Origin of the sequence: Rhizobium sp. SL42, from assembly GCF_021729845.1 — a bacterium.
GTDB lineage: Bacteria > Pseudomonadota > Alphaproteobacteria > Rhizobiales > Rhizobiaceae > Allorhizobium.
Genome location: NZ_CP063397.1, coordinates 3,883,698 through 3,908,060 on the forward strand (window position 1 = coordinate 3,883,698; position 24,363 = coordinate 3,908,060).

Sequence of the window (24,363 nt, forward strand, 5' to 3'; positions counted from 1 at the left end):
CTGGAAAGACAAGGGAGGATGGCATGCGGTATCTGGAGGCGAACTATCAGGGCAACGAGATCCTGACGGCGAGGAAGGGCGCGCTCGGCCTGATCGCGCTCAACAGGCCGCGGGTGCTCAACAGTCTTTCCCACGATATGGTGATCGACTTCGGCAAGGCACTCGACGCGTTCGAGAGCGATCCGCAGGTGGTGGCGGTGCTTGTCACCGGTGAAGGCGACCGGGGCCTGTGCGCCGGCGGCGACATTCGCATGTTCCATGACAGCGGCAAGGCCGGCGACGGCAAGGCTTCGGATTTCCTCAAGGCCGAATACCGGCTGAATGCCCGCATCGCATCCTTCCCGAAACCCTATATCGTCGTCATGGACGGCATCACCATGGGCGGCGGCGTCGGCGTTTCCAGCCATGGCAGCCATCGCATCGTCACGGGCAGCACGAGGCTCGCCATGCCCGAAACCGGCATCGGCTTTTTCCCGGACATCGGCGCAAGCTGGCTCCTGTCTCGCGCCCCCGGAGAACTCGGCACCTGGATGGGCCTGACAGGCGAGGCCATCAACGGCGCCGACGCGATCACAGCCGGCTTAGCCGACTGGTTCGTTTCGCAGGACCGTGTGGCGGAACTCCTGGAGACCATTGCCGCCCTCCCCGCCCCAACCCTTGGTCAGACCATATCCTCGACGATCCGCGACTACACGGTGGACGGTCCGGTCGGCCTTTTTTGCGAGGGCCGGAACCTGATCGATCGTTGCTTCGCCTTCGATACGGTGGAGGAGATCGTCGCGGCACTCGAAAAGGACACAAGCGACCTGGTCGCCAAGACCCTGGTCGCCCAAACCCTCCCTGCCCAAACCTTGGCCGCCATGCACGCCAAGTCTCCGACCAGCCTGAAGGTGACGCTCCGCATGCTGCGCGAGGCCCGCCGCTCGAAGGACCTCCAAACCTGTCTCGAACGCGAATTCGCCGGCACCTTGCATGTGGTGAAGGTACCCGATTTCTACGAAGGCATCAGGGCGGCGATCATCGACAAGGACAGGAACCCGAAATGGTATCCGGCGACGCTGGCGGATGTGGCGCCGGAGAGTGTCGAGGCGTTCTTTGCGGCGGGGGATGCGCGGCTGTTCGGCTGACGAACCCGACTTAAGGGCGCCTCACTCGATCTCATACGGCATCGGGTTGCGCACCCGGTGATCCACCACCAGCTTCCGCTTCAGCGGCGGCACGGCGCGGCTGGTGCATGTGACCCGTTCGCAGATCCGGCAGGAGATGCCGATCGGATCATAGGCAGCGCGGTTCGAAAGATCGAGATCGTCGGCATAGACGAACTGGTCGGCATAGGAAATCTCGCAGCCGAACGCCAAGGCGTAGCGCGGCTGGGCGGCGCGAAATCCGGCTGAGCCTTTCGACACCTGGGTGGCAATGCAAAGATAACGCACGCCGTCCGGCGTCTCGGCAAGCTGGCGATTGATCCGGCCAGGCGTCTCGAAGGCCTGGTGCGCATTCCACAGCGGACAGGCGGCACCGAACCGGGCAAACTGCAGCCGCGCCGCGCTGTGGCGCTTGGTGATATTGCCGGCCCGGTCGATACGGGCGAAGAAGATCGGCACGCCCTTCAGCCCCGGCCGCTGCAGCGTCGACAGCCGGTGACAGACCTGCTCCAGCGAGGCGCCGAACCGTGCGGCGATCAGCTCGATATCGTGGCGCAATTCGCGGGCCGCCTGATGGAAGTTGCGATAGGGCAGGATCAGGGCGCCGGCGAAGTAGTTGTGCAGGCCCATGCGACAGATCTCGATCGCTTCATCGGATCGAAAACTTGCCTGCTTCAACACGGCGTCAATCTTTTCGGCAGCGTGCAGCTGGGCAATCTGGACGGCAATATGGAAATCGCGGGTCGGCGCCGACGCGTAGCGGCTGACCGTCAGGATGCGCCCGACCGGATCAAACCGGCGGATCGCCTCGTCGCCCGCCTCGCCGCGCACCACGCGCACGCCATGCCGGCTTTCGAGACAGCCGTTCAGCGCCGCATGGTTTTCCCCCTCGCCCAGCTTCAATTCGATCGCCAGCGCTTCGGCGGCCAGGTCGAGCTCGTGAATGTAGTTGTCGACGAAATGGAAGAAGTCGCGCACTTCGTCATAGGGTGTGGCTTCCTGGGCCGGCGCCGATCCCAGCCGGTCGTCGAAACTCGCCAGCTGCTCGTTGCCACGGCGATAGGCCTGATGCGCCGCGATCAGGGCATGCGCCATGCCCGGCGCATTCTGCGTCACCAGCTTCAGCTCCTGCAGGCTGGGCGCATAGGTCTCGAACAGGGGATCGGACAACGCCTCGGTCAAGGCGGACAGCAGCCGGTCGTTCTGGCCGGAGGAGAGTTCCGTGATGTCGATGCCGAACTTTTCCGCCAGTGCCAGAAGCACCGCGGCCGATACCGGCCGCTGGTTGTTTTCGATCTGATTGAGATAGCTTGTCGAAATGCCGATCATGTCGGCAAACTGCGCCTGCGTGGCGCTGCTTGTCTGGCGGATTTCGCGGACCTTGCGGCCGATGAAGAGTTTTCCTATGGCCATTTCGCAAATTCGCAATATTCAGTTTGCAAATTCATAAATCCGCAATTGCACCTGTTCAATCATTTTCTTTGCCAGCAATGCAGTTTAAGGCTCAGATATCAGGCGCAAAGCCAGCCTTCTTCACCGGGGGGCGTTCTTCAATCGGGGGGATAGATGCACACAATCCTGGACCAGCTCGAAGCCCGTCGCGCGGAAGCCCGCCTCGGCGGCGGCGAAAAACGCATTGCCGCCCAGCATGCCAAGGGCAAGCTGACCGCCCGCGAGCGCATCGACGTGCTGCTCGACGAGGGTTCGTTTGAAGAATACGACATGTATGTCACCCACCGCGCCGTCGATTTCGGCATGGCCGAGCAGAAGATCGCCGGCGACGGCGTCGTCACCGGCTGGGGCACGATCAATGGCCGGCAGGTCTATGTCTTCTCCCAGGATTTCACCGTGCTCGGCGGCTCCCTGTCTGAAACCCATGCCCAGAAGATCTGCAAGATCATGGACATGGCTGTGAAGAACGGCGCGCCGGTGATCGGCCTGAACGACAGTGGCGGTGCCCGCATCCAGGAGGGCGTCGCCTCGCTCGCCGGTTATGCCGACGTCTTCAAGCGCAATGTCGATGCGTCGGGAGTCATCCCGCAGATTTCCGTCATTATGGGCCCCTGCGCCGGTGGCGCCGTCTATTCGCCGGCCATGACCGACTTCATCTTCATGGTGCGGGACTCGTCCTACATGTTCGTCACGGGTCCGGACGTGGTCAAGACCGTGACCAACGAGATCGTCACGGCCGAGGAGCTCGGCGGCGCCTCCACGCACACGAAGAAATCCTCTGTCGCCGATGGCGCCTATGAGAACGACATCGAGACTCTGGAACATGTGCGCCTGCTCTTCGACTTCCTGCCGCTCAACAATCGCGACAAGCCGCCGGTCCGCCCCTTCCACGACGATCCGGCCCGCATCGAAATGCGCCTCGACACCCTGATCCCCGACTCGTCCAACAAGCCCTACGACATGAAGGAGCTAATCCTGGCGCTTGCCGATGAAGGCGATTTCTTCGAGATACAGGAAGCCTTCGCCCGCAATATCATCACCGGCTACATCCGCATCGAAGGCCAGACGGTCGGCGTCGTCGCCAACCAGCCGATGGTGCTCGCCGGTTGCCTCGATATCGACGCGTCCCGCAAGGCCGCCCGCTTCGTCCGCTTCTGCGATGCCTTCTCCATCCCGATCCTGACGCTGGTCGACGTGCCCGGCTTCCTGCCCGGCACCGCCCAGGAATATGGCGGTGTCATCAAGCACGGCGCCAAGCTGCTGTTCGCCTATAGCCAGGCGACTGTGCCCATGGTCACCCTGATCACCCGCAAGGCCTATGGCGGCGCCTATGACGTCATGGCCTCCAAGCATATCGGCGCCGACATCAACTATGCCTGGCCGACCGCCGAGATCGCCGTCATGGGTGCAAAGGGCGCAACCGAAATCCTCTACCGTTCGGAACTGTCCGATCCGGACAAGATCGCGGCGCGCACGAAGGAATACGAGGTCAATTTCGCCAACCCGTTCAAGGCCGCCGAACGCGGCTTTGTCGACGAGGTCATCATGCCGCATTCCTCCCGCCGCCGGATTGCACGGGCCTTCGCCAGCCTGAGGAACAAGCGGGTCGGCACGCACTGGAAGAAGCACGACACGATACCGCTGTGAGGTGACCGAATGCCGATGGTCGTCAAACACAGGTCGCTGAATAAAATTGAACGATGATTGAAAAGCGATATCTGCCGAGGCAAACCGAATTTCAGGTTCTATATATGCCTGCCATGTGCGCGTCATCCCGCATGCGCATCGACGAAACCAAGGACCGTATTTCATGACCGAGAAATCCCCCGCCGACAATTTCCCCGCAGGCTATGTGCCCCCGAAGGTCTGGACCTGGGACAAGGGCAATGGTGGCGCCTTTGCCAGCATCAATCGCCCGACCGCAGGCGCGCAGGTCGAGAAGGAACTGCCAATCGGCAAGCACCCGCTGCAGCTCTATTCACTGGCCACGCCGAACGGCCAGAAAGTCACGATCCTGCTCGAGGAACTTTTGGCCGCCGGCCACACAGGCGCGGAATATGACGCCTGGCTGATCAAGATCGGCGATGGCGACCAGTTCGGCTCAGGCTTTGTCGAGGTCAATCCGAACTCCAAGATCCCCGCCCTGATGGACCATGCCCCGAAGGATGGCGGCAAACCGATCCGCCTGTTCGAATCCGCCTCAATCATGACTTACCTGGCGGAAAAGTTCGGCGCCTTCCTGCCGACGGACGTGCGCGCCCGCGCCGAGACGTTGAACTGGCTATTCTGGCAGATGGGCTCCGCCCCCTTCCTCGGCGGCGGCTTCGGCCATTTCTATGCCTATGCGCCGATCAAGATCCAGTACGCGATCGACCGTTATGCCATGGAAGTGAAACGCCAGCTCGACGTGCTCGACCGCCATCTCGCCGACAACCAGTTCATGGCAGGCTCTGACTATACGATCGCCGACATGGCGATCTGGCCCTGGTACGGCAAGATCGCACTCGGCCAGGCCTATGGCGATGCCGGCACCTTCCTCGACGCCGCAAGCTACGAGAACGTGCTGCGCTGGACCAACGAAATTGCCGCCCGCCCGGCCGTCAAGCGCGGCAGCATCGTCAACAAGACGTCCGGTGAACTGGCCGAACAGCTGCATGAGCGCCACGACGCCTCCGACTTCGATACGAAGACACAAGACAAGATCGCCCAGCCTACCCAGAAGACGGCGTAAAGGAGACCAGGATGGCCAGACCACCCGAAATGACCAAGCACAGGGGCTTTCCCTCCGGCCTGCCGGGCCATGGCCATCACTTCACCATTCGCCGTGCCAACGAGAAAGGAGCAACGCCGCTCAAGGCGTTGCAACGTCTCGCCCGTCCGAACACCATCGAGCAGAAGGTTGACGCCGCCTTCCTGCATGCGCTCTGGCATCATTTCGGTGACCAGCCCTTCATGCGTGGCAATCTCGATGCCGGCCGGTTGAACCTGCTGTTCGGCCGCGAGGTCGTGCCGGCGGAAACGCCTTTCGATCCGACATCCTACGAAGCCCTGTTGCGGATCGACGAAAAGGTCGGCCGCAAGAGTTTTCCGGATGCCTTTGAAGACGTGTTCGAGGTTTGACCCCATGGCCAAAGAACCGCTTATGCCCAAACATCAGGGGTTTCCGCCGGGCCTGCCCGGAACGCAGTGGCAATACACGCTGCGCCGGCCGAACCCCAAGGTGACGCCGCTGACCAACTGGCCGCGTCACCGGACCATGGACCAGTCCGTGGCGCTCGCCGATCTCGGCTTCGTCCATGCGCTCTGGCAGTATTTCGGCACGGAACCCTTCGAGCGCGGCAATCTCGACGGCGAACGCCTCTGCCGCCTCTTCGGCCGCGAAGTGATCGCCGCCGAGCGCGGCTTCGATCCGCAATCCTATTTTGCCAAGCTGAAGCTGAACGAACCGCTCGCGCGGAAGAATTTCCCCGAAGCGTTCGGGGACGTGAAGGACGAGAAGAGCGTGGCCAAGGGTTTGAAGAAGAAGGTCAGGGAATAGCGGGCGGCGGAATTTGGGGCCGGGAGGAGGCATGGAATGACCACTTTGGACATTGACGAGCGACAGTTGCAGATCCGCTCCGTGGACGTCACGGACGACAGCATCATCTTCGACATGATGGATGGGCGCAGGATCGAGGCGCCGCTCTGGTGGTATCCGCGCCTCGCCAAGGCCTCTCCCGAGCAGCGTGCTAAGGGTAAAATGCTCCCCTTTGGTGACGCCGTCGGCTGGGAAGAGATCGACGAATACATCAGCGCCAAGGCGCTCATCATCGGAGGAGCCGCTCCCGGCGCCGTCCCACCTGCTCAAGCTGCCGAGTGACAACAATGATCCAGAAAATCCTCATCGCCAACAGAGGCGAGATCGCCTGCCGCGTCATCAAGACCGCGAAGAAGCTCGGCATCAAGACGGTCGCCGTCTATTCCGATGCCGATCGGAATGCGCTGCATGTCGAGATGGCCGATGAGGCGGTGCATATCGGTCCGGCGCCGTCGAACCAGTCCTATATCGTCATCGACAAGATCCTCGATGCCATCCGACAGACCGGCGCCGATGCGGTCCATCCCGGCTACGGCTTCCTCTCGGAAAACGCCGCCTTTGCCGAGGCCTTGGAGAAGGCAGGCGTGACTTTCATCGGCCCGCCTGTGGGTGCGATCCAGGCCATGGGCGACAAGATCACCTCGAAGAAACTGGCGGCCGAGGCCGGCGTTTCCACCGTTCCCGGCCATATGGGCCTGATCGTCGATGCCGACGAAGCGGTGAAGATCTCGGGTGAGATCGGTTATCCCGTCATGATCAAGGCCTCTGCCGGCGGCGGCGGCAAGGGCATGCGCATCGCCTGGAACGACGACGAGGCCCGCGAAGGCTTCCAGTCATCGAAGAACGAGGCGAAGAACTCGTTTGGCGACGATCGCATCTTCATCGAGAAATTCGTCACCGAACCGCGCCACATCGAAATCCAGGTGCTCGGTGACAAGCATGGCAACACGCTTTATCTCGGCGAGCGCGAATGCTCGATCCAGCGGCGAAACCAGAAGGTCATCGAAGAGGCCCCCTCTCCCTTCCTCGATGCTGCCACGCGCAAGGCCATGGGCGAACAGGCGGTCGCGCTGGCAAAAGCCGTCGGTTACCACTCGGCCGGCACGGTCGAGTTCATCGTCGACGGCAAAGAGAACAAGTTCTACTTCCTCGAGATGAACACCCGCCTGCAGGTGGAGCATCCCGTAACGGAACTGGTGACCGGCCTTGATCTCGTCGAGCAGATGATCCGGGTTGCCTCGGGCGAAAAACTGTCCTTCGGCCAGGACGACGTTCAGCTGAACGGCTGGGCCATCGAAAGCCGCCTCTATGCCGAAGACCCCTATCGCAACTTCCTGCCCTCCATCGGCCGCCTCACCCGCTACCGTCCGCCGGCCGAAGGCAAGACGGCAGATGGCACCGTCGTTCGCAACGACACCGGCGTCTTCGAGGGAGGCGAGATCTCGATGTATTACGACCCGATGATCGCCAAGCTCTGCACCTGGGCTCCCGACAGGCTTGCGGCAATCGATGCAATGAGTGTCGCGCTCGACAGTTTCGAGGTCGAGGGTATTGGACACAACCTGCCCTTCCTGTCGGCCGTCATGGGCCAGGACCGTTTTCGCTCGGGCGAAATCACCACGGCCTATATCGCGGAGGAATTCAAGGACGGCTTCACCGGCGTTGCACCGGACCGGTCATCGATCGAAAAGCTCGCGGCCATCGCCACGGTCGTCAACCACCGCCTGCAGGCCCGCGCCATCCGGATCTCCGGCACGATCGGCAATCACGCCCGCTTGCTCGGTTCGGACTGGGTGGTGAACCTTGCAGGCGGTAACCACGCCGTCACCATCGCCGAAGGTTCCGGCAACAACCGGGTGACCTTTGCAACGGGCGAGGAGCTTCTCGTCGCCAGCACCTGGAAGCCCGGCGAAACCCTCGGCCGCTTCGATATCGGCGGTGCGACGATTGCCGTGAAGATCGACCTCAAGGGCCCCGCCATCCGCCTGCGCTGGCGCGGCATCGACGTGACCGCACGGGTGCGCAGCCCGCGCGTCGCCGAACTTGCCGGACTGATGCCGGAAAAGCTGCCCCCGGATACCTCCAAGCTGCTGCTCTGCCCGATGCCGGGCGTCATCACCGGCGTCGCGGTCAAGGAAGGCGAAACCGTCGAGGCGGGCCAGCCCTTGGCAACGGTCGAGGCGATGAAGATGGAGAATGTCCTGAAAGCCGAACGCCGAGGCACCGTAAAGACGATCGCCGTCAAGCCGGGCCAGAGCCTGGCGGTCGATGAGCTGATCATGGAGTTCGAGGGGTGAGGGAGCGGGCAGGCTGGCGCCGACGGCGTGCCTAAGGGGGTACCTCGACGCCACAGGAAAATCAGATCGGCCCGCAGTCCGTGCGGAGCAGGGAGAAAACCGGATGACCAAGAAAACCATCGCCGACTGGCAGGCGCTTGCCGAGAAGGAATTGAAGCGTCCGGCGGAAAGCCTCGTCTGGAATACGCCCGAGGGCATTCCGGTGAAGCCGCTCTATACGGCTGATGACCTTGACGGCATCGGCCATCTCGACAGCCTGCCGGGCTTTGCCCCCTTCACCCGTGGACCGCGCGCTACCATGTATGCCGGTCGCCCCTGGACGATCCGGCAATATGCCGGTTTCTCGACGGCGGAGGAGAGCAATGCCTTCTACCGCAAGGCGCTCTTGGCCGGACAGCAGGGTGTCTCCGTTGCCTTCGATCTCGCCACCCATCGCGGTTACGACAGTGACCATCCGCGCGTCGAGGGCGATGTCGGCAAGGCGGGTGTGGCGATCGACTCAGTCGAGGACATGAAGATCCTGTTCGACGGCATTCCGCTTGAGGACATCTCCGTCTCAATGACCATGAACGGCGCGGTGATCCCGATCCTTGCGAGTTTCATCGTCACCGGCGAGGAACAGGGTGTCTCCCGCGACAAGCTCTCCGGCACCATCCAGAACGATATCCTCAAGGAGTTCATGGTCCGCAACACCTATATCTATCCGCCCGAACCCTCGATGCGGATCATCGCCGACATCATCGAATACACCGCGCGTGAGATGCCGAAGTTCAACTCGATCTCGATCTCCGGCTATCACATGCAGGAGGCCGGCGCGACGCTGGTGCAGGAGCTTGCCTTCACGCTGGCCGACGGACGCGAATATGTGCGCGCCGCCATTGCCAAGGGACTGAACGTCGACGATTTCGCCGGCCGCCTCTCCTTCTTCTTCGCCATCGGCATGAACTTCTTCATGGAGGCAGCCAAGCTCCGCGCCGCCCGCCTGCTCTGGACCCGCATCATGCAGGAATTCGAGCCGAAAAAGGCATCGAGCCTGATGCTGCGCACCCATTGCCAGACCTCGGGCGTGTCGCTCGCCGAACAGGATCCCTACAACAACATCGTGCGCACCGCCTTCGAGGCGATGTCGGCCGCCCTTGGCGGCACGCAGTCGCTGCACACCAATTCCTTTGACGAAGCCATTGCGCTGCCGACGGAATTCTCCGCCCGCATCGCCCGCAATACGCAGCTGATCCTGCAGAACGAAACCGGCGTCACCAAGGTCGTCGATCCGCTCGCCGGCTCCTACTATGTCGAGAGCCTGACCAACGAGATGGCGGAAAAAGCCTGGGCCTTGATCGAAGAGGTTGAAAGTCTTGGCGGCATGACCAAGGCCGTCGATGACGGCCTGCCGAAGCGCCTGATCGAGGAAGCCGCCACCCGCCGCCAGGCCGCTGTCGACCGCGGCGAGGAGGTGATCGTCGGGGTCAACAAGTTCCGCCTGGAGAACGAACAAGCCATCGACATTCTTGAGATCGACAACACCGCCGTGCGCCTGTCGCAGGTCAAGCGCATCGAGCAGACGCGCCGCCAGCGCGATCCGAAGCGGGTCACTGAAACCCTCGCCCGCCTGACCGAGTTCGCTCGCACAGGCACCGGCAACCTGCTGGAAGCCGCCGTTGAGGCTGCCCGTGCCCGCGCCACCGTAGGCGAAATTTCGGATGCCATGCGCGCCGTCTTCGGCGACCATGCCGCGACGCCCGAGGTGGTGCACGACATCTATGGCAAGGCCTATGAGGGCGATCCGGAGATGGAGACGCTGAGCAATCGGCTGAAGGACTATGGCAAGGCCGCCGCCAAGCCGCATATCCTGATCGCCAAGCTCGGCCAGGATGGCCATGACCGCGGCGCCAAGGTGATTGCGTCTGCCTTCGGCGATATCGGCTTCGATGTTGTGGCAGGGCCCTTGTTCCAGACGCCGGAGGAAGCGGCCGACCTCGCCATCGCGGAAAAGGTCCATGTCGTTGGCATGTCCTCGCTGGCGGCCGGTCACAAGACACTCGCCCCGCAACTGGTCGAGGCGTTGAAGGCGAAAGGCGCCGACCACATCATCGTCGTGGTCGGCGGCGTAATTCCGCGTCAGGATTATGACTTCCTCATCGAACATGGCGTCTCCGCCGTCTTCGGTCCCGGCACCAATGTCATGGATGCCGCCCGCGCTGTTCTTGATCTGCTGGAAGGCAAGCTCAAGAACAGCTGATCCGACTGCGCCTACTTGTCGTCGGCAGCATTCGCTCCAAGCAGCTTCGGCAGGTCGCCGAAGCGGGCCACCAGACCGAAGATTAGCGCGGCCATCAAGACGAACAGGACCGTCACCGAGGCCATGACCGGCGTATAACCGTAGCGCAGGGCGTTGAAGATCTTGATCGGCAGCGTCTCCATGGTGAAGCCGACGGTCATGTAGGCAACGATATATTCGTTGAGCGACAGGACGAAGGCGAAGGCATAGCCGGAGACAAGGTAGGGCATGATGAGCGGCAACACGACCGTGCGGAAGATCGTCCTGTCATCGGCGCCCATCGTCGAGGCAGCCTCGACCAGCGAGCGGTCGATCGCCGAGAACCCGAGCGACAGCGTCACCAGCGGCAGGGTGACAAAGAAGATCGCGTGACTGATGACCGCGGTCCACGGCTGGCCATAGAAACCGGTGGTCGCCCAAAACGTCAACAGTCCGAGCGCGGTGATGACCGGCGGCAGCGTGAAGGGCGCGATACCGAGCAGCTGGAAGATCTGCGCCCAGGGTGCCAGCCTGCGCCACAGGAACCAGGCGAGTGGAAGCGCGATGGCAACCGCGAGGGCTGCCGCCGTCAGCGCCAGGATCAGCGATGCAAACAGGGCAGAACGCCAGCCGGCATCGGTGAAGATTGCCCCGTACCAGGCAAGCGAGAAACCCTGTGGCGGAAAGTTCAGGCTTTGCTTCTCGTTGACCGAGACGCCGGCGACGACGACGATCGGCGCGGCCAGGAAGATCGCGATCAGGGTAAAATAGATCCGGGTGAGAACCTTGTTCATGCGGCTTCTCCCTTGCGACCGATAAGCAGCGTCAGCGCCACCATGCCAAGTGTTACCAGTACGAGGAAGACGGCCATGGCTGCGGCAAACGGCATGTTGGACTGGTAGATCGCCTGGTCGGTGATCAACACCGACAGCGTCCAGTGCGAGGGCCGGCCGAGGATCTGCGGCAGAAGATAGGAGCCGAGCGCGAAGATGAAGACCATGATCAACGTGGCGATCAGCGTATTGCGCAAGGCCGGCACCACGACGGTGAAGAAGGCCTTGATCGGCGAGGCCCCGAGCGTGCGGGCCGCTTCCGTCAGCGTCGGGTCAAGCCGGACGAGCGCGGGATAGAGGACCAGCACGGTATAGGGCAGCGCCTGATAGACCATGCCGGTGAGCACCGCGCCGAAATTCGGCATCAGGGCGACAGGCTTTTCCATCAGCCCGATTATCACCAGCAGATTGGTGATGCCGGCCGTTCGCGAAAACAGCGTCGACCAGGCGAAGCCGATAATGACTTCCGAGAGCGAAAGAATGGAGAGCAGCGCCACCAGCCACACGACCTGCGCTTTGCGCGACATGCGGGCCAGGAGATAGGTAAACGGCAGCCCCAGCGAGACGCAGACGACGGCGACCGCAATTGCCAGCATCAGCGAGAAACCGAGCACACCAGCAAAGAAGGTTGAGATGAAGCGGGCATAATTGTCGAAGACGAAGGCGGTGGAATAGAAGCCGGCAGGGTCCCGCTTGAAGAAGGACACGGCAATCATCGTCGCAAACGGCACGACGAAGAACAGGATCAGCATGCCCGCCGGAAAGGCGAGCGGCGCGTAGTCGAGCGCTGTCTTGGGCGGTTCGCGTCTCATGATGCAAGTACCACGGCGGTTTCGGGATCGATCACCAAGCCGACGTCCTGACCAACGGACACTACCGGCCGTTCGCGCGGCGTCGAAACCGCGACAACCTCGGTGCCGGCCACGTCAAGAAAGGTTTCGATCGTGCCGCCAAGGTCGCGGATGAAGGTGACCCTTCCGGTCAACCGGCCTTCGCCGGGCGCCGAAAGCCTGATGTCCTCCGGCCGCACCGACAGGCTGCAGGACGACTGGCCTGCGGGCGGCGCAATGCCGGAAACCGGCTGACCGAGCACCAGCGTCTGGCTGCCCTGCACGCTGAGAGGCATCAGATTGGTCGAGCCGATGAAGTCGGCAACGAACCGGTCTGCCGGCTTGCGATAGATCTCGATCGGGCTTGCCGCCTGGCGGATCTTGCCGCCATTCATGACAACGACGGTGTCGGCCATGGTCATCGCCTCGCGTTGGTCATGGGTGACGACGATGGTTGTAATGCCGAGCTGCTGCTGCAGCTTGCGCAACTCGACCTGCATGGCTTCGCGCAGCTTGGCATCAAGCGCCGAAAGCGGTTCGTCGAGCAGGAAGAGTTTCGGCGAAATGGCAAGCGCGCGGGCAATCGCCACGCGCTGGCGCTGGCCACCCGACAGCTTGTTCACCGGACGGTCGGCATAGCCCGGCAGATGGATCATGGCGAGCAGGTCCTGGACGCGCTTGACCTGCTCCTCGCGCCCGACACCGCGGATACGCAGCGGATAGGCGATGTTTTCACCCACGGTCAGATGCGGAAACAGCGCCAGCGACTGGAAGACCATACCGAGATTGCGCTTGTGGGTCGGCATGCGGGTGATGTCTTGCCCGTCAAGCACGATTTCACCACCGGTCGGCAGGTCGAGCCCGGCGATCATTCGGAGAAGCGTGGTCTTGCCGCAGCCGGAAGGCCCGAGCATGCAGACGAAGGTGCCATGCGGCACGGTCAGTTGCACCTGATCGACGGCGGTGAAGGGGCCGAATTGCTTGGTGACGGAATTGAGGACGAGGCCGGACATCATGTCTCCGAAATCAATTGGTGTGGGCTCAGAGCCCTATGGCGCCACAATAGCATTGTGCGCTTGAATTGCCTTGCAAAGAACTCAAAGGAAGCTGCGCTTCCCACAGCTCCTCGCCGCCCTGCCGGGCACCTTCTCCCCACGAGCGGGGAGAAGGGAATATGCGGTACGCTCGTCGCCAGCCTCCCGCTCCCTGCCTGCGGGGAGAGAGGGTCAGGGTGAGGAACGGCTACCTGAACCGTCCTGACCTCTGATCAGCCGACGATCAGCTCGGTCCACTTCTGGTTCAGCCAATCCGACTTGGTCTGGTAGAGATCGTAACGCGGGGTGATCGGCTCGATGTCGGACGAAACGGACGCAAATTCCGCCTCGGTCAGGTCGAGCAATTCGCGCTTGACGGTGGGTGCGGTTCCGACCTTGCGCGACAGCGTCGCCTGGATCGCCGGCTGGCACATGTAGTCGATGAAGATATGCGCCTCTTCGGTCTTGGTCGAAGCGCGCGACAGGGCCCAGCAACCCGAATCCTGGATGCCGCCCTCTTTCGGGAAGGTCGAACGAACCGGCTGGCCATCGGCGGCGGCAAGGCCCGTGACGTCGTGATAGTACTGACCCATCGGGATTTCTCCCGACTTCAGCGACTGCTCGAACTGAGCTTCGTCGCGATACCAGAGGCGGACATTCGGCTTCACTTCGGCAAGCTTTTCGAAGGCCTTCAGGATGCCCTCTTCCGTGTCGAGCGCATTGGTGCCGCCGAAATGGGTTTTGGCCGTCACTTCGAGCAGGAAGGAATTCGACACCAGGGCAAGCAGGCCGAGCTTGTCGGCATTGGCCGGATCCCACAGCGCTTCCCAGGAGGTCGGAGCCTCCTTGAAGACATCTGTATTGGTCACTAGCGTGATGTACCAGGCAACGGCGCCGACGCCGGCAACGCGGCCGTCCGGATACTTGTTGACGAAACGGTCGATCAGGCCGGAGGCATTCTTGAGCTTTGCCATGTCGATCGGCGCCCACAGCTCGGTCGCCTGGCCCTTGAGCATCGACACCTGCGACATCATCGAGAGGTCGGCCGGAGCCTGGCCGGCCTTGGCTGCCTGTTCGAGCTGCACGAGCCAGGCTTCGCCAGTCGGCTCGGCGATCGATTCAACCGCGATCCCGGTCGCCTTGGTGAAGTCCGGAAAGATGTTCTTGTCGAACGAATCCTTGAAGTAGCCACCATAGACGCCGACCTTCAGCGACTTGTCCTGCGCCCGCAGGATGGACGGCATTGCAAGCGTTCCGGCTGCAACCAGCGATCCGGCCAGCACGCCGCGGCGGCTGATGGAAGCGTTGATGAGATCCTTCATTATGTGTCTCCTTGTTTTTTGGCCTTTGGCCTGTTCCCGTTTTTAGAAGAAGCGCGTGCCGACGTCATCCGTATCTGGCGGCACGGAGTTCAAGTGCCCGCGCGTACCGCGTCAGCGGAAAACACAGGGCAAAATAGATCAATGCGACCATGCCATAAACCTTGAATGGTTCGAAGGTTGCATTGTTGATCGCGTTCGAGGTCCGAACCAGTTCCTCAAACCCGATGATCGAGGTCAGCGCGGTATTCTTGATCAGTTGCACCAGAAACCCAACGGTCGGTGCCCGGGTGATCGAGAACGCCTGCGGCAGCACGATCAGTCGCAATTGCGCGACATAGTGCAGCCCGAGGCTGCTTCCGGCATCCCATTGCCCGAGCGGCAATGCCTCGACACCGCCGCGCCAGATTTCGGCAAGATAGGCGCTGGCGCAAAGAGTGAGACCGAGAACGGCGGCCGTCCATGCCTCGATGCGGATGCCAATCAGCGGCAGGCCGAAGAACAGCAGGAAAAGCTGCATCAGAAGCGGCGTGCCCTGGAACAGGCCGATGTAGTATTCCGCAAACCGCCTGAATGCGCGACGCTTTGAAATCCGCATCAGCAGGATCAACACGCCGACCACAGTGCCGCCGATAAAGGCAACGACCGACAGGAGGATTGTCCAGCGTGCTGCGAGCAAAAGATTGCGAACGATGTCCCAGAAGGTGAATTCGATCACGTGACACCTCCCGCCAGCATCCGGTTGCCCCCGGCGACAAGCAGGCGACGCAGGCCGATGCTCAAAGCCAGATAGACCAGGGTCACGACGAAATAGGTCTCGAAGGCGCGAAAGGTCCGTGCCTGCAGCATATCCGCCTCATAGGTCAGCTCGCGCACGGCGATCTGCGAGACGACGGCCGATTCCAGCATCATGATGACGATCTGGCTCGTCAGCGCCGGAAAGATGACTTTCAGCCCTTGCGGCAGTACGATCTTGAAGAAGACCTGACGCGGGCGGAGCCCGAGCGACAAGGCCGCTTCCTTCTGCCCCTTCGGCACGGCATCGAGACCGGCACCCACAATCTCGGTCGTGTATGCCGTCATGTTCAGCGTCATAGCGAGGATTGCCGCGACCACTGGGTCGAGGCGAATTCCAAGGCTTGGAAGACCGAAGAAGATGAAGAACAACTGCACCAGAAACGGCGTATTGCGAATCAGCTCGACATAGGCGCCGATCATCCGGCGCAGCACCGCATACCGGCTGCGCCGGGCGGCCGCGCCCAGCACGCTGAGAACGATGCCGGCAACCGCCGACACCGCAATCAGGAAGATCGTCATGGCTGCACCCTGCGCGATCAGGTGGATCGCGTCGGTAAGCCAGCCGAAATCGAGCTGATAGCCCAAAGGATCAATCCTTCAGGTTTTCAGGATTGAGCGGCGTCTTCAGCCACATTTCCGAGCTTTCGTTCAGCTTGCCGTCGGCCAGCATCTTGGCAACCGCATCGTTGATCGCCGTCTTCAGACGCTCCTCGCCCTTGTTGAGGGCAATATGCGATGGCGAGGTCAGAAGCTGGAACTTCTGCTCCGGCTTCAGGGCTTCCTGGCGGGCCAGGACCTGCGCACCAACGTCATTGCCGACCACCATCAGATCGGTCTGGCCGGAGATGAAGGCCTGGATGACGGAATTGTAGTTGTCGAAACGCTTGATGTCGGCAGATTTGGGTGCCGCTTCGGTCAGCGAGGTGTCTTCCAGCGTGCCACGATTGACGGCAATGCTCTTGTCGGCGAGGTCTTCCTTGCCTTTCACTTCCATTGCGGCCGGGCCGATGACGGCGATGTAATACGGCGCATAAGCGGCGGCAAAGTCGATAACCTCGGCGCGCTCCTTGCTGTAGCCGACGCTCACCAGCATATCGACACGCTTTTCAGTCAGGTAGGGAATGCGATTCTGGCCGGTAATCGGCACCGGAACAAGCTTCACCTTGAGCGCGTCGGCAATGTACTGCGCGACATCGATATCATAACCCTTGAGGCTCATGTCGGCGCTCGCCGAGGAAAACGGCGGGAAATCAGCAAAGACGCCGACATTGAGCACGCCGGCCTTGGTGATGTCGTCGATCGCGTCCGCATTGGCTGAAGACGCGAAGCCAAGAACGGCACCGCCCAGCATGAGCATGGCGGCGACGGTCGATTTCACTGCGAAGTTGGTTTTCATCTCTTGTTCCCCTTTTTCGGACATTGCGTTGGGTGATGCGGGCAATCCGGCCGCCAGCCGCCGACCTTTTCGGTCAGCGGTAATGCTATGTCAGCGCGCGCCCTTAAGATGCGGGCTGAAGACCATCAGGCTCAGGATTTCAAACAGCACCTGCGCGCCGGCATGGGCGGTATTCGCTGTTGCGTCATACTGGGGTGCGACTTCCACGACGTCGCCGCCGACGAGATTGATGCCCTTCAGGCCGCGCAGCAGTTCCAGCACCTCGCGCGTGGTGAGACCGCCCACTTCCGGCGTGCCCGTCCCCGGCGCGAAGCTCGGATCCAGGCTGTCGATGTCGAAAGACAGATAGGTCGGACCATCGCCGACGATCGCCCTGGCCTTCTCGATGATCGCCGGCATGCCGAGCCCCGTCACTTCTTCGGCATGGATCACGGTCATGCCGGATTCGTAGGTGAACTCCCAAAGATATTCGGCCGAACCGCGGATGCCGATCTGGATCGTCCGCGTCGGGTCGAGAACGCCGTCGAGCACCGCCTGGCGGAACGGTCCGCCGTGATGGAATTTGGTATCCTCGAACGGCGCGCTGGTATCGCAATGCGCATCGATATGGATGAGGCCGACGGGCGCTTGCTTGCCCACTGCCTTCAGGATGGAATAGGTGATCGAGTGATCGCCCCCGACCGCCAGCGGCGTCACACCGGCATCGACGATCTGGTTGAAGCGGCGCTCGATATCCTCATGTGCGGTTTCCAGCCGGTAGCGGCTGCGCAACGGCACATCTCCGATATCGGCGACCTTGAGTTCATGAACCGGCGCACAGCCGAGAACATGGTTGTAGGGGCCGATCCGGTCGATCGCTCGCAGCGCACGCGGTCCGAACCGGGAGCCGGGGCGATTGGTCACGCCCAGATCCATCGGAACACCGGTGATCGCCACCTGCAGATCACCGAAATCGGGATCTTGCGCAGTCACCTCGCGATAGGGGGCGGAAAGAAAAGTCGGCAAGCCGGCAAAGGGTGCCGCACGCGTGCCCTTGGAGAAGATCTTGTCGCCAACCTTGCTGAAGTCGGCATCGAAAATCTCGCCATTGCGGCTTTCACCGTATTTTGCCCGCAATGCCGCAAGCTTTTCCGCGTCGAATGCCATGAACCTGTTCCCTGCTTTGGAGTGGCGAAAGACACCGCCACCTAGGCTGTTTTTACGGCAGCTGTTTTCGCTGCCTTTATTGTGAGCATTAATCCGCAAGCCTCTTGGAAAATCAATTCACGATGTTATAGCATTCTATATGAGAAAAATTCACAATGAATGGGCATCATGGCCAACCGCCTGCCACCTCTGAATCCCTTGCGCGCCTTCGAGGCAGCTGCACGTCGTGGTTCGATTTCGGCTGCGGCGCGCGAGCTCAATGTAACACACGGCGCCATCTCGCATCAGATCAAGAGCCTTGAAGAGACGCTGAAGACTACGCTTTTCGAGCGGGGCGGCAAACGCCTGAAACTGACCCCGCAAGGCGCGCTGTTGCTGCCCGCCGTCAGCCAGGCATTCGACGGCATTGCGGCGGCGACCGCCTTGCTCGACCGCCCCTCCACGAGCGGCAACCTGCGCATCAGCTGCGTGCCGGCTCTGATGGCCTTGTGGCTGGTGCCGCGCATGGGCTCGTTCACCGAGCGCTATCCGGAAATCAGCCTGACGCTGACCTCCAGCAACGATGCCGACCTGATCTACTCGCCGGAAATCGACATCGCCATCCTCTATGGTGCCGGCGGCTGGCGCGATTGCTGGACGAGGCTGTGGAGCACGTTCGACCTGTTTCCGGTCGTCAGCCCGACGCTGCTGAACACCAGATCTCTGCGCTCGGTGCGCGACCTGCAGGATCATGTGCTGCTGCATGGCGATGATGGCCGCGAATGGCGCAGCTGGCTCGCCGCCGCCGACCAGTTGGACATGCCGCATCCGCGCGAACATTTCATGGGCGATGCGCGACTGTCGACCGAGGCTGCACGCCATGGCCAGGGAGTTGCCCTCGGGGACAGCATCACCGCTTCCAGCCTGATTGCCGCCGGCGAGTTGATCATTCCATTCGACCTGGCTGTCCCTGCAGCCGACGCATTTTATGTTGCTGCCCGCAACGAAGTCCGCGGCGCACCGATCGCCAAGGTCTTCATCGACTGGCTCTTCGACACCATCGAAACGGAACGGGCGGTCCAGCCAAGACCGATCGCCCGCCAGACCACCCGCACCATCGTCCCGACACCACGCCGCCGCGCAACCAGCCCCCAGTCCGTTGAAGACGGGGAATGACCGCATAAGGATCGACCCAATGCCCGCTGCCTCCTTCAATCCACTCGTCTCCAAGCTTTCGCCTCCGCCCGTACCATCGGTCTTTGCCTGGGGCCGCGCCTATAATGGCGCGTGCGGACCGCTGATCGACCTCTCGCAGGCCGTCCCCGGCTATCCGCCGCATCCGGACATGCTGGCTTGGCTTGCCGAATCGGCCGGATCCCGCGCCTATGCCGGCTATGGCCCGATCGAGGGCGAGACCGAATTGCGGACCGCCTATGCCACCGAACAACAAGCGATCTATGGCGCGAACGTCACCGCCGACAACATCCACATCACCGCCGGCTGCAATCAGGCCTTCATAGCCGCCGCCATGGCACTCGCCGGCAATGGCGATAGTATAGGTCTCACGGAGCCTTTCTATTTCAATCAGGAAACGACGCTCGGCATGCTGGGCATCCGTCGCCAACTCCTGCCCCTGGCACCGGAAACCGGTTTCGTTCCGACAATCGAGGGCGTCCGGACCGTCCTTTCAAGAGGCGTGAAGGCGATTGCACTTGTCTCGCCCAATAACCCCACCGGCGCAATCTATCCGGCAGAACTGCTGCGCGACATCTTCGAGGCTTGCCGCAGCGCCGGCGCCTTCCTCATTCTCGACGAGACCTATCGCGACTTTCTGCCGGGCCACGAACACCCGCACGACCTCCTGTCCGTCCCCGGTTGGGAAGACAATCTGATCCTGCTATATTCCTTCTCCAAGTCCTTCTGCATTCCTGGCCATCGCCTTGGCGCGATCACGGCCGGCCCACGCGCCGTCGCCGAAATTGCCAAGGTCATGGACAATCTGCAGATCTGCGCTCCACGCGCGCCGCAGGCAGCCGTTGCCAGGGCCATCCCGGCACTGCGCGACTGGCGCGAGGTCAACCGCGCCGAAATCCTCACCCGGGCAGATACCCTGAAAAGCGTGATGGCCGAGCTGCCGGCATGGAAGATGGACTCGCTCGGCGCCTATTTCGCCTTCATCCGCCATCCTTTCGAAGGTCAGCCTTCGGCAGTGGTCGCGGAGCAACTGGCAAAACGCGCCGGCATTCTCTGCATTCCCGGCGCCTATTTCGGCGAAGGCCAGGAGGCCTATCTGCGCTTTGCCTTTGCCAATGCCGACAGCGAAACGATCCGTGGCCTGACCGCGCGCCTCTCCAATTTCACCCTCGACTGAGATCCAGCATGAGCAAGCGGCAGATCGCAATTGTCGGTGGCGGGCCGGCGGGTTTGATGGCAGCGGAAACGCTGAGCCGAAAAGGCCATGCCGTGACCGTCTACGATGCCATGCCGACGGTCGCGCGCAAGTTTCTGCTCGCCGGAAAATCCGGGCTCAACATCACTCATGCCGAAGACTATACTCGCTTCGTCACCCGCTTTGGCGCGGCCAACGATTGGCTGAGAAGCGCGCTGGACCTGATGACACCGGAGGATATCCGCATCTGGGCAGCGGAACTCGGCACGGAAACCTTCGTCGGCACCTCCGGACGCGTTTTCCCGAAGGCCATGAAAGCCTCGCCATTGCTGCGCGCCTGGCTGAAGCGGCTGGAAGCGCAAGGCATTCGCATTCTGACCCGCCATCGCTGGACCGGCTTTGCCGGCCGGGCCCTGACATTCGAAACGCCGGATGGCCCTGCCCAGATCGAGCCCGACGCGACGCTGTTCGCGCTTGGCGGAGCGAGCTGGCCGAGGCTGGGATCGGATGCAGCCTGGGTGGCACTCCTGCGCGGACAGGGCGTCGCCATCCGCGATCTCCTGCCGGCAAACTGCGGCTTTGACTGCGATTTCAGCGCAATGTTCGATGCCCGGTTTTCGGGTACGCCGGTCAAATCCGTCAAGGCCACATCGACAGCCGGAACCACGCAAGGCGAATTCGTCATCAGCCGTGGCGGCATCGAGGGTAGCTTGATTTATGCCCATGCAGCCGCGCTACGGGATGCGCTGATCGACACCGGGCAAGCCGCTCTGTCGCTCGATCTGGCACCCGGTCGTGAGCAGGCCCGCCTTGCCCTCGATCTGGAGAGGCAGGATGCCAAGGCAAGTTTTGCGACGCGATTGAAAAAAGCAACCGGCCTCGACGGCGTCAAGGCGGCATTGCTGCGTGAGGTTGACCCCGATGCCAACCGATTGCCGGCAGATGCCCTGGCAAGCTTGATCAAGACCCTGCCGCTGCGGGTCACCCGGCCACGGCCAATTGCCGAGGCGATTTCATCTGCCGGCGGCGTGACCCTGGACGCCGTCGATCCGCATTTCATGCTGAAGGCGCTGCCCGGCATATTTGTCGCTGGCGAGATGCTCGATTGGGAAGCCCCGACCGGAGGCTATCTGCTGACTGCGTGTTTTGCCACCGGCAAGGCGGCGGCAAGCGGCATCAACGCTTGGCTCGCCGCCAACTGAGCGGCATCCAGAAAACTCAGTTCCATATCGGCTATTTCTTCAGACCCGGCTTGCGAAACTCGACCGTGGTCTTGGCGACTGGGAAGCCGAATTTGGTCACAAGCGCGGTATTCAGCACCGTGCCGTCTTCGCGCAAGACCATCTTGTCGTAGAAATGCACCTTGTTCGCCTGCTTGGCGGAATCCAGATAGACCAGATAGTTGAACTTCGCCACCGGCCCGTTCAGCGTCACCTTGGTCTCGCCGATCACATCCTCTCGCGTGCCGGAATAGGTCGAAGGCCCGGTCTTGACGAAGCGCCAAGTCTTGCGATCCTTCGTACCGTCATCGAAAACGAAATCCTCGCGCAACGTCAATGTTCGTCCATCCCACTTGCCGGTCAGGTCGACGGTGAAGCTGCGCTTGACGCCGTTGATCGCCCGGAACGATCCCACCGCTTCCGTCCGTCCGGTGAAATAGTCCTCGAAGGTGAAGGCGTCCGCGGCATGGCCTGCGGACGACATCAAACTCAGTGCTAAACCGAAAAGGGCAAATCCGACCTTGGACATTTCGCGTCTCCATGACTGGTGCAATGTGCATCCAGTACGCAGACCGACATCGTCCGGTTTGTCGTGACGCGATCAAAATATCATCGCGCCGACTGGTCGCCTGTCAGGACGGCGGATTGTCGCGCTGATAGATCCAGTCGTGGTCCGGGTGGTTCTGGAAGCGCCACTTGCGCAAGGGACCTGCCATGACGTTGAGATAATACATCTCGTAGCCATAGGGCGCGCCGCAGGGATGATGGCCCTTCGGCACCAGAACCACGTCGCCATCCGACACCGCCATGGTCTCGTCCAGCGAACCGTCCTCGGTGAACACGCGCTGGAAGCCGAAGCCCTGGGCGGGGTTCAGCCGGTGATAATAAGTCTCCTCAAGATAGGTCATCTCGGGATAATTGTCCTCGTCATGCCGGTGCGGCGGATAGGACGACCAGTTACCGGACGGGGTGAACACTTCCGTCACCAGCAGGCTGTCGGCCACGTCACGGTCCTCCATGGCGATCGGATAGATGTAACGGGTATTGGCATCCTTGCCGCGCTGGACATAGGCAATGCCCTCCGGCCCGATCTTCTGGGCTTCGCGGCCGGGCATGGCGGGCGCCGTGCAGATGGCGAGTACGCAGTCGGTGGTCGCGGTCGCCGACCAGTCGGAACCGGCCGGGACATAGACGCAATGCGGCGGCTTCTTTTCGAAGACATTCATGCGGTCGCCGAGTTCGCCAAAATCCTTGCCCCCGCCGGACACCGTCGCCTTGCCTTCGACGAGAACGAGAATGACTTCTGTCTCGCCGGTCACTTCAGATGCGCTTTCACCGGGCCGCAGGTGATAGAGCCCGAAGCCGACATAGCCCCAATTGGCGCTGGCCGGCGTGATATCATGGACTTTACCGGTCTTGGCCACCGGTTTGCGGAGCAGGCCCGTCATCGTCATCTCCCTCGTCTTCCTGTCGGGCCTTCGCAGCCTCCTCGGCAGCCTTGGCCTTCGCTATTGTGTGGCCGTACATGAACAGCAATTCGTATGCCGCAAAAGCAGAAGCGCCGAGGAACACGACGGCCCAGCCCATGGCATTGTTATAAAGCTCAACACCGCCCCAGGCTGCCGGCAGAAGAACGGTCAGAATGCGCCGCCAGAGAGGTTTGAAAAACGGATGCTTCGGGTCGAGGATCTGCACGGCTGCTCCTGAAAGTCGCGGAAAACTGATCTGCAGTTATTCCGCAAACCTGCAGTGTGTCAAAGGCGAAGGCCATCCCGCAGGCGGCCTTCGCCATGGCTTCAGTTGAGACCGGCTTCCTTGGCCATGGCCTTCAGCGACTTGAGGCCGAGGCTCTGGTATTCGAACGGATTGCGCACATCCGGGTCCTGTTCGGCTTCGATGACGATCCAGCCCTGATAGCCGTTCTCTGCCGCAAGCTTCAGCACCGGCGGGAAATCGACGCCGCCTTCGCTATCGCCGGGAACCGTGAACACGCCACGACGCACGCCTTCGAGGAAGGAGAGATTTTCGTCACGCACCTGTTTGGCGATGACCGGTCGGACATTTTTCGCGTGGATATGACCAACGCGGTTCATGTACTTTTTCGCAAGCGCTTCCGGATTGCCGCCGCCGAACAGGCAGTGGCCGGTATCGAGCAGCAGCTTGGCATGCGGCCCGGTATTGGCCATCAGCTTGTCGATCTCTTCCGGGCTTTCGACGATCGTGCCCATGTGATGATGGTAGACCAGGGCAATGCCCTGGGCGGCGGCATATTCGGCCAGCGCCTCGACGCCGGCGCCGAACGCCTTCCAGTCAGCATCAGCGAGCTTCGGGCGATTGTTGACCGCCGTGTCGTCAGCGCCGTGAATGGCGTTGGATGTTTCGCAGACGATGATGACCTTCGAACCCATGGCCTTGAGCAGATCGAGAGCCGGCTGCATCGCCGCCTTCTCTTCCTCGATCGACTGGGTCAGCAGGTTGAGTGAGTGCCAGCCGGACACATAACGCAGGCCACGCGGCTCAAGAACCGCCTTGAGGCCGGCCGGATCCTGCGGGAACTTGTGACCCTTCTCGATGCCGTCGAAACCGATCTTGGCCGTCTCGTCGAGGCACTGGTCGAGGCTGATATGGGCGCCGAGCGAGCGATCATCGTCATTCGTCCAGGCAATCGGATTGGTACCAAACAGGATCATG

24 protein-coding genes are annotated in these 24,363 nt (G+C 61.8%); 11 read left to right on the top strand and 13 right to left on the bottom strand.

Going from position 1 to position 24,363, the window contains the following annotated elements; genetic code table 11:
- Positions 1-23: 23 nt before the first annotated feature.
- Positions 24-1,127 (top strand): enoyl-CoA hydratase/isomerase family protein, encoded by a 1,104-nt coding sequence (locus IM739_RS18360; protein ID WP_237369101.1) that lies wholly within the window; start codon positions 24-26, stop codon positions 1,125-1,127.
- Between the two features lie 21 nt (positions 1,128-1,148).
- On the opposite strand, the gene IM739_RS18365 is transcribed toward IM739_RS18360, so the two are convergent.
- The gene (locus tag IM739_RS18365) at positions 1,149-2,558 is read right to left on the bottom strand and encodes a helix-turn-helix domain-containing protein (RefSeq protein ID WP_237369102.1); all 1,410 of its coding nucleotides are present in this window, start codon (positions 2,556-2,558) and stop codon (positions 1,149-1,151) included.
- A gap of 153 nt (positions 2,559-2,711) precedes the next feature.
- Here IM739_RS18365 and IM739_RS18370 point away from each other — a divergent pair, with 153 nt between their 5' ends.
- From IM739_RS18370 to scpA, 7 genes are all read left to right on the top strand, one after another.
- Positions 2,712-4,244 (top strand): acyl-CoA carboxylase subunit beta, encoded by a 1,533-nt coding sequence (locus IM739_RS18370; RefSeq protein ID WP_237369103.1) that lies wholly within the window; start codon positions 2,712-2,714, stop codon positions 4,242-4,244.
- Positions 4,245-4,407: 163 nt separating this feature from the next.
- On the top strand, positions 4,408-5,328 hold the full coding sequence (yghU, locus tag IM739_RS18375; protein WP_237369104.1) for a glutathione-dependent disulfide-bond oxidoreductase: 921 nt from the start codon (positions 4,408-4,410) through the stop codon (positions 5,326-5,328).
- A gap of 11 nt (positions 5,329-5,339) precedes the next feature.
- Positions 5,340-5,717: a hypothetical protein gene (locus tag IM739_RS18380; protein ID WP_237369105.1), complete on the top strand. Its 378-nt coding sequence runs from the start codon at positions 5,340-5,342 to the stop codon at positions 5,715-5,717.
- A gap of 4 nt (positions 5,718-5,721) precedes the next feature.
- Positions 5,722-6,135, top strand: a complete 414-nt coding sequence (locus IM739_RS18385) for a hypothetical protein (RefSeq protein WP_237369106.1) — start codon at positions 5,722-5,724, stop codon at positions 6,133-6,135.
- A gap of 36 nt (positions 6,136-6,171) precedes the next feature.
- Positions 6,172-6,456 carry a DUF2442 domain-containing protein gene (locus IM739_RS18390; RefSeq protein WP_237369107.1) on the top strand — a complete coding sequence of 95 codons (285 nt, stop codon included), beginning with the start codon at positions 6,172-6,174 and terminating at the stop codon, positions 6,454-6,456.
- A 5-nt stretch (positions 6,457-6,461) separates the two neighbouring features.
- The gene (locus tag IM739_RS18395; protein WP_237369108.1) at positions 6,462-8,471 is read left to right on the top strand and encodes an acetyl-CoA carboxylase biotin carboxylase subunit; all 2,010 of its coding nucleotides are present in this window, start codon (positions 6,462-6,464) and stop codon (positions 8,469-8,471) included.
- Positions 8,472-8,574: 103 nt separating this feature from the next.
- Positions 8,575-10,710, top strand: coding sequence for a methylmalonyl-CoA mutase (scpA, locus tag IM739_RS18400; RefSeq protein WP_237369109.1), 2,136 nt, complete (start codon positions 8,575-8,577; stop codon positions 10,708-10,710).
- An 11-nt stretch (positions 10,711-10,721) separates the two neighbouring features.
- On the opposite strand, the gene IM739_RS18405 is transcribed toward scpA, so the two are convergent.
- From IM739_RS18405 to speB, 8 genes are all read right to left on the bottom strand, one after another.
- Positions 10,722-11,522, bottom strand: a complete 801-nt coding sequence (locus tag IM739_RS18405) for an ABC transporter permease (protein WP_237369110.1) — start codon at positions 11,520-11,522, stop codon at positions 10,722-10,724.
- A complete protein-coding gene (locus IM739_RS18410) occupies positions 11,519-12,373 on the bottom strand; it encodes an ABC transporter permease (RefSeq protein WP_237369111.1) in 855 nt (284 codons plus the stop codon). The genes IM739_RS18405 and IM739_RS18410 overlap by 4 nt, the downstream gene beginning before the upstream one ends.
- Complete coding sequence (locus IM739_RS18415; protein ID WP_237369112.1) at positions 12,370-13,404, bottom strand: ABC transporter ATP-binding protein; 1,035 nt, start codon at positions 13,402-13,404, stop codon at positions 12,370-12,372. Before IM739_RS18415 ends, IM739_RS18410 begins: the two co-directional genes overlap by 4 nt.
- A 254-nt stretch (positions 13,405-13,658) precedes the next feature.
- Positions 13,659-14,747, bottom strand: coding sequence for an ABC transporter substrate-binding protein (locus IM739_RS18420; protein ID WP_442981070.1), 1,089 nt, complete (start codon positions 14,745-14,747; stop codon positions 13,659-13,661).
- 64 nt (positions 14,748-14,811) lie between these two features.
- The gene (locus IM739_RS18425; protein ID WP_237369113.1) at positions 14,812-15,462 is read right to left on the bottom strand and encodes an amino acid ABC transporter permease; all 651 of its coding nucleotides are present in this window, start codon (positions 15,460-15,462) and stop codon (positions 14,812-14,814) included.
- Entirely contained in the window at positions 15,459-16,127 is a 669-nt protein-coding gene (locus tag IM739_RS18430) for an amino acid ABC transporter permease (RefSeq protein ID WP_230172705.1), read from the bottom strand. The genes IM739_RS18425 and IM739_RS18430 overlap by 4 nt, the downstream gene beginning before the upstream one ends.
- Positions 16,128-16,131: 4 nt before the next feature.
- Positions 16,132-16,938: a transporter substrate-binding domain-containing protein gene (locus tag IM739_RS18435; protein ID WP_237369114.1), complete on the bottom strand. Its 807-nt coding sequence runs from the start codon at positions 16,936-16,938 to the stop codon at positions 16,132-16,134.
- A 90-nt stretch (positions 16,939-17,028) separates the two neighbouring features.
- A complete protein-coding gene (gene speB / locus IM739_RS18440; protein ID WP_237369115.1) occupies positions 17,029-18,084 on the bottom strand; it encodes an agmatinase in 1,056 nt (351 codons plus the stop codon).
- 168 nt (positions 18,085-18,252) lie between these two features.
- Between speB and IM739_RS18445 the strand changes: the two genes are divergently transcribed.
- From IM739_RS18445 to IM739_RS18455, 3 genes are read left to right on the top strand one after another with little or no spacing between them, the layout of a single operon-like run.
- A complete protein-coding gene (locus IM739_RS18445; RefSeq protein WP_237369116.1) occupies positions 18,253-19,239 on the top strand; it encodes a LysR substrate-binding domain-containing protein in 987 nt (328 codons plus the stop codon).
- 19 nt (positions 19,240-19,258) lie between these two features.
- Positions 19,259-20,434, top strand: coding sequence for an aminotransferase (locus tag IM739_RS18450; RefSeq protein ID WP_237369117.1), 1,176 nt, complete (start codon positions 19,259-19,261; stop codon positions 20,432-20,434).
- An 8-nt stretch (positions 20,435-20,442) separates the two neighbouring features.
- On the top strand, positions 20,443-21,654 hold the full coding sequence (locus IM739_RS18455; RefSeq protein ID WP_237369118.1) for a TIGR03862 family flavoprotein: 1,212 nt from the start codon (positions 20,443-20,445) through the stop codon (positions 21,652-21,654).
- A 31-nt stretch (positions 21,655-21,685) separates the two neighbouring features.
- On the opposite strand, the gene IM739_RS18460 is transcribed toward IM739_RS18455, so the two are convergent.
- The 4 genes from IM739_RS18460 to iolE all read right to left on the bottom strand — a co-directional run bounded on the left by IM739_RS18460 (position 21,686) and on the right by iolE (position 24,362).
- Entirely contained in the window at positions 21,686-22,201 is a 516-nt protein-coding gene (locus tag IM739_RS18460) for a DUF3833 family protein (protein WP_007607612.1), read from the bottom strand.
- A gap of 103 nt (positions 22,202-22,304) precedes the next feature.
- Positions 22,305-23,120 carry a 5-deoxy-glucuronate isomerase gene (gene iolB / locus IM739_RS18465; protein WP_237369119.1) on the bottom strand — a complete coding sequence of 272 codons (816 nt, stop codon included), beginning with the start codon at positions 23,118-23,120 and terminating at the stop codon, positions 22,305-22,307.
- Entirely contained in the window at positions 23,080-23,367 is a 288-nt protein-coding gene (locus IM739_RS18470) for a hypothetical protein (RefSeq protein ID WP_237369120.1), read from the bottom strand. The genes iolB and IM739_RS18470 overlap by 41 nt, the downstream gene beginning before the upstream one ends.
- A 101-nt stretch (positions 23,368-23,468) precedes the next feature.
- Positions 23,469-24,362, bottom strand: a complete 894-nt coding sequence (iolE, locus tag IM739_RS18475; RefSeq protein WP_237369121.1) for a myo-inosose-2 dehydratase — start codon at positions 24,360-24,362, stop codon at positions 23,469-23,471.
- Between the last annotated feature and the right edge of the window lies 1 nt (position 24,363).

Coding starts and splice junctions, on each gene's coding strand:
- IM739_RS18360 (WP_237369101.1), top strand. CDS start 24: ATGCGGTATCTGGAGGCGAACTATCAGGGCAACGAGATCCTGACGGCG.
- IM739_RS18365 (WP_237369102.1), bottom strand. CDS start 2,558: ATGGCCATAGGAAAACTCTTCATCGGCCGCAAGGTCCGCGAAATCCGC.
- IM739_RS18370 (WP_237369103.1), top strand. CDS start 2,712: ATGCACACAATCCTGGACCAGCTCGAAGCCCGTCGCGCGGAAGCCCGC.
- yghU (WP_237369104.1), top strand. CDS start 4,408: ATGACCGAGAAATCCCCCGCCGACAATTTCCCCGCAGGCTATGTGCCC.
- IM739_RS18380 (WP_237369105.1), top strand. CDS start 5,340: ATGGCCAGACCACCCGAAATGACCAAGCACAGGGGCTTTCCCTCCGGC.
- IM739_RS18385 (WP_237369106.1), top strand. CDS start 5,722: ATGGCCAAAGAACCGCTTATGCCCAAACATCAGGGGTTTCCGCCGGGC.
- IM739_RS18390 (WP_237369107.1), top strand. CDS start 6,172: ATGACCACTTTGGACATTGACGAGCGACAGTTGCAGATCCGCTCCGTG.
- IM739_RS18395 (WP_237369108.1), top strand. CDS start 6,462: ATGATCCAGAAAATCCTCATCGCCAACAGAGGCGAGATCGCCTGCCGC.
- scpA (WP_237369109.1), top strand. CDS start 8,575: ATGACCAAGAAAACCATCGCCGACTGGCAGGCGCTTGCCGAGAAGGAA.
- IM739_RS18405 (WP_237369110.1), bottom strand. CDS start 11,522: ATGAACAAGGTTCTCACCCGGATCTATTTTACCCTGATCGCGATCTTC.
- IM739_RS18410 (WP_237369111.1), bottom strand. CDS start 12,373: ATGAGACGCGAACCGCCCAAGACAGCGCTCGACTACGCGCCGCTCGCC.
- IM739_RS18415 (WP_237369112.1), bottom strand. CDS start 13,404: ATGTCCGGCCTCGTCCTCAATTCCGTCACCAAGCAATTCGGCCCCTTC.
- IM739_RS18420 (WP_442981070.1), bottom strand. CDS start 14,747: ATGAAGGATCTCATCAACGCTTCCATCAGCCGCCGCGGCGTGCTGGCC.
- IM739_RS18435 (WP_237369114.1), bottom strand. CDS start 16,938: ATGAAAACCAACTTCGCAGTGAAATCGACCGTCGCCGCCATGCTCATG.
- speB (WP_237369115.1), bottom strand. CDS start 18,084: ATGGCATTCGACGCGGAAAAGCTTGCGGCATTGCGGGCAAAATACGGT.
- IM739_RS18445 (WP_237369116.1), top strand. CDS start 18,253: ATGGCCAACCGCCTGCCACCTCTGAATCCCTTGCGCGCCTTCGAGGCA.
- IM739_RS18450 (WP_237369117.1), top strand. CDS start 19,259: ATGCCCGCTGCCTCCTTCAATCCACTCGTCTCCAAGCTTTCGCCTCCG.
- IM739_RS18455 (WP_237369118.1), top strand. CDS start 20,443: ATGAGCAAGCGGCAGATCGCAATTGTCGGTGGCGGGCCGGCGGGTTTG.
- IM739_RS18460 (WP_007607612.1), bottom strand. CDS start 22,201: ATGTCCAAGGTCGGATTTGCCCTTTTCGGTTTAGCACTGAGTTTGATG.
- iolB (WP_237369119.1), bottom strand. CDS start 23,120: ATGACGGGCCTGCTCCGCAAACCGGTGGCCAAGACCGGTAAAGTCCAT.
- iolE (WP_237369121.1), bottom strand. CDS start 24,362: ATGATCCTGTTTGGTACCAATCCGATTGCCTGGACGAATGACGATGAT.